The sequence below is a fragment of the Paracoccus sp. S4493 genome (genome assembly GCF_000967735.1).
Lineage (GTDB): Bacteria > Pseudomonadota > Alphaproteobacteria > Rhodobacterales > Rhodobacteraceae > Paracoccus > Paracoccus marcusii.
Window position 1 is genome coordinate 1 of record NZ_JXYF01000250.1, and the last position, 6,494, is coordinate 6,494.

At 61.3% G+C, this 6,494-nt stretch carries 6 protein-coding genes; 1 reads left to right on the forward strand and 5 read right to left on the reverse strand.

Annotation, left to right across the window (positions count from 1 at the left end; all coding sequences use genetic code 11):
• Positions 1-38 precede the first annotated feature (38 nt).
• From TW83_RS16780 to TW83_RS19505, 5 genes are all read right to left on the reverse strand, one after another.
• On the reverse strand, positions 39-560 hold the full coding sequence (locus TW83_RS16780) for a TetR/AcrR family transcriptional regulator (RefSeq protein WP_036706857.1): 522 nt from the start codon (positions 558-560) through the stop codon (positions 39-41).
• 10 nt (positions 561-570) lie between these two features.
• Positions 571-2,076: an MFS transporter gene (locus TW83_RS16785; protein ID WP_045983928.1), complete on the reverse strand. Its 1,506-nt coding sequence runs from the start codon at positions 2,074-2,076 to the stop codon at positions 571-573.
• 151 nt (positions 2,077-2,227) lie between these two features.
• Entirely contained in the window at positions 2,228-2,605 is a 378-nt protein-coding gene (locus TW83_RS20850; RefSeq protein ID WP_157001713.1) for a hypothetical protein, read from the reverse strand.
• A gap of 17 nt (positions 2,606-2,622) precedes the next feature.
• Complete coding sequence (locus TW83_RS16790; protein WP_045983929.1) at positions 2,623-3,642, reverse strand: replication initiation protein; 1,020 nt, start codon at positions 3,640-3,642, stop codon at positions 2,623-2,625.
• A 306-nt stretch (positions 3,643-3,948) separates the two neighbouring features.
• Positions 3,949-5,379 (reverse strand): MobA/MobL family protein, encoded by a 1,431-nt coding sequence (locus TW83_RS19505; RefSeq protein ID WP_084697661.1) that lies wholly within the window; start codon positions 5,377-5,379, stop codon positions 3,949-3,951.
• A gap of 769 nt (positions 5,380-6,148) precedes the next feature.
• Here TW83_RS19505 and TW83_RS20130 point away from each other — a divergent pair.
• A partial coding sequence (locus tag TW83_RS20130; RefSeq protein WP_157001715.1) for an SH3 domain-containing protein occupies positions 6,149-6,494 on the forward strand: 346 nt, incomplete at its 3' end.

Genomic DNA, 6,494 nt, shown 5'->3' on the forward strand with positions numbered 1-6,494 from the left:
AAGCGGGACAAAGCGGACGGTCGCGTTGGCGTCGACCACTATTCCATCATTCTCAGCAGCGAGTCGGTCACCATCGCCTTGACCTCCGGCGACAGCGGTCGTCCGCCCATGGCCCGGTGAGCCCAAAGCCCGTCAGCTGCAATCCGCGCCAAGAAGTTTGCTCGGCCCACAGGATCATCCACCTGCGGAGCCGGTGGTGCCCAATGATCCATCACTTCTGACCACACCTGAGCCAACCGTTCATCCCCGGCGCTTTCCAGCATCATCAGCAGCTCGGCCCGGGTGGCATCCCGGCTGCAGCTTTGCACATAGGCTTTGTAGCGGTCGGCGGGCAGGTCCGGGTCCGGTGTAAGACTGAGCAGTTGCGCCTCCCATTGCCGGGCAAGGTGCTGGTGCGTGGCTAGGATTAGCTCATCACGGGAGGAGAAGTGATAGATGATCCCTCCCCGGGTTATGCCGGTTTCTGCAGCCACAGCGTCGAAGGTGACCGCTGTGACCCCATCCCGCTCGATCAGCCGCACCACCCCATCGAGGATCTTGTCACGGTTGCTCTCTCTCATCGTGATCTCCTCAATGCGGATAGTGCGAAGACTGCGAACCCGGTCCATAGGACCGCAGTAATACGCCGGTGAACAGCGCACCAAGCGCAATGACACCCGCGACGACATACATCACCATCAGGAAAGCGCGGTCAAACGCCGTTGACGCGGCCTGTTTTAGCGCAATGCCATCGGCGCCCATCTCATCGGCAATCGACAAAGCATTGGGCAGGCTGTCGCGCGCCGCCGCAGCGATGCCCCCAGGCAAAACAACGCCCAGAGAATAGACCGCCGCCATCAGGCTGCCCAAAAGGGCAACGGCAATCAGACTGCCGAACTCAAAGGAAACCTCCTCGACCGAGGCTGCCATCCCGGCGTTTTTCACCGGCGCATTGCCGACGATGGCAGTGGAGGCCACCGACATGGCCGCCCCGACCCCAGCACCCGCAAGCACCGATCCGGCGATCAGCCAACCGATGCCGTGGCTGATCCCCAAGGTTGCGATCAGGACACCGACCGTCGCTACCGCCAGCCCGCCCGCGATTAGGATGCGCAGCCCGATCCGGTGCAGGAAGGCACCACCAAGCATTGCGGTCGGCAGCGACCCGATGGCTGCCAACGAAACAAGGATGCCCGCCTGCATGGGCGTGAAGCCGGCGACCAGCTGGAAGCGCTGCGTGGTTGCCAGTTGCAGCCCGGCGAAGGCGAACATGGCAAAGGCCGCAGCCAGAGTGCCCGCAAGGAAGGCCGGGTTGCGAAACAAGGCAAAGTTCAGGAGCGGGTCCGCCAGCCGGGATTGCCGACGCGTGAACAGGAGCGTTGAGATCAGGCCGATGGCTGCTGCGGCGGCGGGGACTGCCCAGGATTGCCCGGCATGAGCGGTTTCCTTGATGGCGATCACCAGCGCCGCTAGGGAAACCAACGCCAGCACGGATGAGACGAAATCCCAGTGCCGCGACCTGTCGGGAGCAACCCTCGGTGCCACAATCAGCGTCGAGATGAACGCGAGGGCCACCACCGGCACGTTCACCAGGAACACCGATCCCCACCAGAAATGGGACAGCAGGAAGCCCGAGATGATTGGCCCGAGTGCGACGCCGATCACCGAGATCGAGCCCCAGATCGCGATGGCGAAATTGCGCTCTTTCTCATCGGTGAAGCTGACCCGCAGTAGGGCAAGCGTGGCGGGCATCATTGCGGCGGCACCGACCGCAAGGAAGGCCCGGGCCGCGATGAGGACATTGGCCGTTGGCGCGAATGCCGCGACCAGCGAGGCGATGCCGAACAGGACCAGCCCGATCAGAAACATTAGACGATGCCCGACGCGGTCACCGAGCGTGCCCGCCCCAAGAAGCAACCCCGCCATGACAAGAGGATAGGCGTTGATGATCCACAGACCCTGGGTCTGGCTCGCGCCCAGTTCCCGGGTCAGGGTCGGCAGGGCGGTATAGAGGATGGAGTTGTCCAGCGTGATCAGCAGCAGACCAGCCGCCACAGTCACCAGAACCGCCCAACGGTTGCGGGGGGATACAGTCATTTTCAATGCACCTTGGCTAACACTTAACTATACTATCATGTTTGTATAGTTTTGCTAGACTGATTTTGTTTGTGTCAACCGGCGGGCTGTGCTGCAGCATCACACCAATCTAGGCGTCTGCTTTGGGCTCCAAGCAGACGTTCGCAGAGGGTTATGATCGAGACCACGGCCACCAACTCCGGCGCTTTGGTGGTGCCGCAAGAAGCGCCGTGGCTTGCTGCTTCCAGGCGTCGCGGTCTGCCATCAGATCGTTCGTGATTTCACGCTCTCGGTCCAGTGCCGCCCGCAGTGCGGCATTCTCAGCCTCCAGCACTGCGGTTCCAACCGGTTCCGTTTGGGGTGCCGCACTGATCCATTCGGAACCCCCAGGGGTTCCAATCCGGAACGCCCTGGACAGTTCGGAGGCGTCGATGGTGTAGCTTCCGTCATCATGGCGCGTGGCGCTTATTTTACCGGACTTGATGGCCCTATTGATTGTAGATTTGCTTTTTCCGGCGGCTTTTGCTGCCTGTGAAAGAGAGAGTGCCATAGGGGTTCCGCTCTGCGTCAACTGCGCCCCACTTTGGCACAGAAGCTGCTGAACAGCTCTTCGATGTTGTGGGCATCGAGCCTGATTTCCTTGGCATCGCAAAAACGGCGAAAATCGGCGGCAATGAGGCTGTTATCCCTGTTGCAGCCTGCCGCGCGTTTGACCTCAATCCAGTGCGGGCTGTAGGTGATGCCGCCTGTTTCTGGAAAGGCCCGAACCGGGGATTCTGCCGTGCCATCGCGCCTTGCCTTCCGGCCCACCTTGGAGTTGTCCAATTCGCGTTTGGCAGTTTGTTTGCCGTCTTGTGACTTTTCTTCCCAAGCAATCGTGACGCTGGCCACCGTGCGCCCTACCTTGCGAGGCGTGGCCGTCAGCATCAGGCGCGAAGTCTGATTAATCTCGGCAATGGCTGGCTGGAGAACGCGCTGGTTCAGGTTCGAGAACCGATCCAGTTTTCCATCCTGTACTCCTAACACGGCCCGCAGCTCGCCCACACTGAAGGTTTTGCTGGCGATGTGATTGAGGTTCACAAGGCTGGCGACGTGCTGGAATAGCAGAATTGAATACTTGGATGACAAGGCAAATACAGTTTGCCGATCCATGATTGCCCAATGGCATGAAATTTCAGCCATCTCGCGGAATGCGCCGCCGAACCACCACGCCACTAGCAGATCGTCGCTGACCTCATGACGGTAATCCAGCTTCGCCCTATCTAGAAATCCACCGATGATCTCGCATTGGGCCTCGGTGTCGTCGAACACGATCACCGCCCCGGCCAGTTCGATGAACAGCTTGCGCAGGGTAGCGCGGCTGTGATTGCGCATTCCGTCAATTTTCTTGATGTCGGCCAGCCGCAGTTCGTGGCGCACATCCTCAGCCATTCGCCCACCCGCTTTGCCGATCAGCAGGTGCATCAGCTTGAGAGCTTCAGCCCCCGGCGGATTCTCGATGTAGATCCCCCGTGCCACCTCGGCAGGCAGCACAGTTTTGGTCTCGTCGTGAGCGCGGTCAGCCGCGATTTGCGTAGTCTTTTTCATGGCAACATTTAAGTTCACTTAAATGTTGCCTGTCAATGAGCGAATACGTCCCCATATGTTGCCTTCCAGTCCCCATATGTTGCCTTCCAGTCCCCATATGTTGCCGATAGACACGCAAGCATATGAAAATAAAAGGATATTTCCGCCTGAACTATAGAACTAAGAGAACAAGAAGGGCTGCGCCCGTTTTTCAGTAGGCTTGAAGAGTGATTTTGGCGCGTTCGGAGACGTTCTGACTCTCATAAACCATGCGCCTCCGGCGCTGCGTGCGGCGAGGTTCAAGACAGGGCTGAGAACAGGAAGGGGCTACCGCTCGTGCTCGTAGCCCCGGTCGCGGTCGGTCTCGAAGGTCTTTGCCAGAAAGTCCCGGTTGTCCGACATCAGGCATTCCAGATCGTGCCCCATCCGGAAACCGGTGCTGCGGTTGTCCAGCTCGGCAAGCATCAAGAGCTGGCGTGAGAACACGGGCTCGCTGGTGATGTGGCCAATGGCGCTCAGATCGCCGCGCCGGAACCGGTCATACTGCGCGTCCGTGGTGTTCGTTTTCAGAAGGTGGATCACCTCCTGATACTCCTCGGCGCTTTTGGTCAGCAGATAATCATCCCGGCTTTGCGCCCTGTACCTGGCAAAGGGATCCTGCACCGGCCTTTCCGGCCCCGCGGTGGCCTCCCTCGCGTCCCTTTCCCTCTGAGCGGCCTCTCTGGCCCTCTGAGCGGCCTCTATAATCGCGCGGGCCCCTGAGGGTGCCTCGGCGGCCTTTGGGGTCTCCACGGGCCTCTCAGGGGCTTCTACGGCATCCCGCACCCGGTCTCTCGGCCTGTCCTGACGGTCTGGCAGGGCGTTGATGCCGTCGAGCATGTCGAGGGTCCTGCCCGCCAGCGCCCTGATCTGCTTCAAACCCTCCGGCGTCCGTCCGTCTGCGGCTGCCTGCGGTTCCGGGCCTTTCTGGAAGGGGATCGCGGCGGCAGCAGCCGGTTGCTGTCTGTCCGTGCGGCGCTCGCTGTTTCGCCCAAAGAGGTTTTTCGCCAGAGTCCCGGCCCGTGCCAGAAACCCTGCGGCCCGCTCCACGACAGGGCGCAAGCGTATGTGGGCGGCCGCGCGTTCTTCGGTCAGCGCCGCGATCTTCCAGCTGCCCTGCGGCTCTCTGGCCTCGATCTGGCGGGCCTGCGGACCAATGTGCTTTGTTGGTATCCGTTCGATGCCCTGGGCTTCGAGGGTGCGCCGATCAATCCGCTCGTCCATCCCGGCGCGTTCCAGGGCGGCGTTGCACACCCGCTCCCACGTCCCCCTCAGCATTTCGGTCGATCCGGACTGAGACATGCGCAGGGCCATCTTGCCCGTCTGCAGGTCGCGGTCGCGCAGCACGACATGGGCGTGGGGATTGTCGGCATCCTTGCCCTGATCGTGGACAGCGGCCAGCCACGCCACCCGGCCTTGGGTCACTTCGGCGGCGAAGGCGCGGACCAGCTCGACCCGCTGCACGGCGTTCAGTTCGCGCGGCAGGGCGATGGTCACCTTGTCGATGACGCGGGCGTTCTTGCGATCCGCTTCCTCTTGCCGGTCCAGCCATGCCCGCGCTTCGCCACCGCGCTCACCAGCGGCGGGAACGGGCATGTCGGAGCCGATCACTTCGCGGCAGGCCCCGGTGCGCGTGATGTAGCTCACATGCGCCCCTGCCGTTCCTGCGGCATGGGTCGATCGGCCAACGCTGGCATGCTTGAGGTGATAGATCGCCATGCGTCAGCATAGGCGTAGCGGCCCCCTCGATGCAAGGGAGGGCGCACTTATGTATTTGCTATGCAAATACGTCCGTCAGGCGGGCGCTGCGCCCCTTCCTGAACCTTCCCAGCCCTCCGATCCTGCAACCCGTTGGGCCGGCGATCTGCGCGGGCGCTGCGCCCCTTGCCAGAGCCGTCCTGGCGGACGGCCAAAACCCCACCCTCCCCTGCCTTATGGCTGGCGATGTCGGTCGGGGTTTTGGAACAGAGCGGAGCCGGAAAAATCCCCATGAGCGAGACCACAGGGATCGAGCGATTGGGGCGTTTTCCGGCGGGATGTCAGATGCGGCGTGGCGGTGGCGGGGGTGTAAAAAATTACACTTCCATTTCTTGCCACTCTTTCCTTCTTTCACCCCCGCCACTCTTTCCTTCTTTCACCCCCGCCGCCTGTCGCGGAGCATACCAAGCAGTTCGCGCAGGATGCCCAGCAGGGCGCGGATTAGATCAAGGTGGTCGAACATCGTGGATCTCCGATGATGAGGGACTGGACCGCATCATCGGGGCAGGGCCGCGTGGGTTATATGACGGGGTTGGCAGCCCGTGCGGTCCCGGAAACGGGTCCCCTCATGACAACTCCGGCGCGATCCTTCGCACCGGGGTTTTCTGCCGCATAAAACCGAATATCGACGGGGACGCTGCCGAGGGTTGAACCGGGGGGCAGCTTGTGGAGGGACGAAGTGGACATTCCCAGGTTACACTCGTCCCGGATTTCTCGACCTGGAGACGGCATGAATTTCAAGGTGACAGAGGACTGGCAGGCCACTTACGCAGATCCAATACGCCTGAAGGCCGGAGAGGTGCTTTCTCTCACAGGCCGTCAGAACAATTGGGATGGTCACATCTGGCTCTGGGCCAGATCGGCAGGCGGCTTAGAAGGCTGGATACCGGATACCATCGTCAGCAAAACAAACGCCGGCTGCGTCGCAATCGAAGATTATACCGCTGCTGAACTTACCTGCCAGGCAGGCCAAAGCGTCAGGGGCGAGAAGGAAACACATGGCTGGGTGTTCTGCCGATTGCAGGACGGTTCTGCCGGTTGGATTCCACGGAGAAATCTCGAAGCGAATGGCGGGT

Bases quoted from the DNA above. Each gene is read 5' to 3' on its own strand.
- TW83_RS16780 (WP_036706857.1), bottom strand. From the start codon at position 560: ATGAGAGAGAGCAACCGTGACAAGATCCTCGATGGGGTGGTGCGGCTG.
- TW83_RS16785 (WP_045983928.1), bottom strand. From the start codon at position 2,076: ATGACTGTATCCCCCCGCAACCGTTGGGCGGTTCTGGTGACTGTGGCG.
- TW83_RS20850 (WP_157001713.1), bottom strand. From the start codon at position 2,605: ATGGCACTCTCTCTTTCACAGGCAGCAAAAGCCGCCGGAAAAAGCAAA.
- TW83_RS16790 (WP_045983929.1), bottom strand. From the start codon at position 3,642: ATGAAAAAGACTACGCAAATCGCGGCTGACCGCGCTCACGACGAGACC.
- TW83_RS19505 (WP_084697661.1), bottom strand. From the start codon at position 5,379: ATGGCGATCTATCACCTCAAGCATGCCAGCGTTGGCCGATCGACCCAT.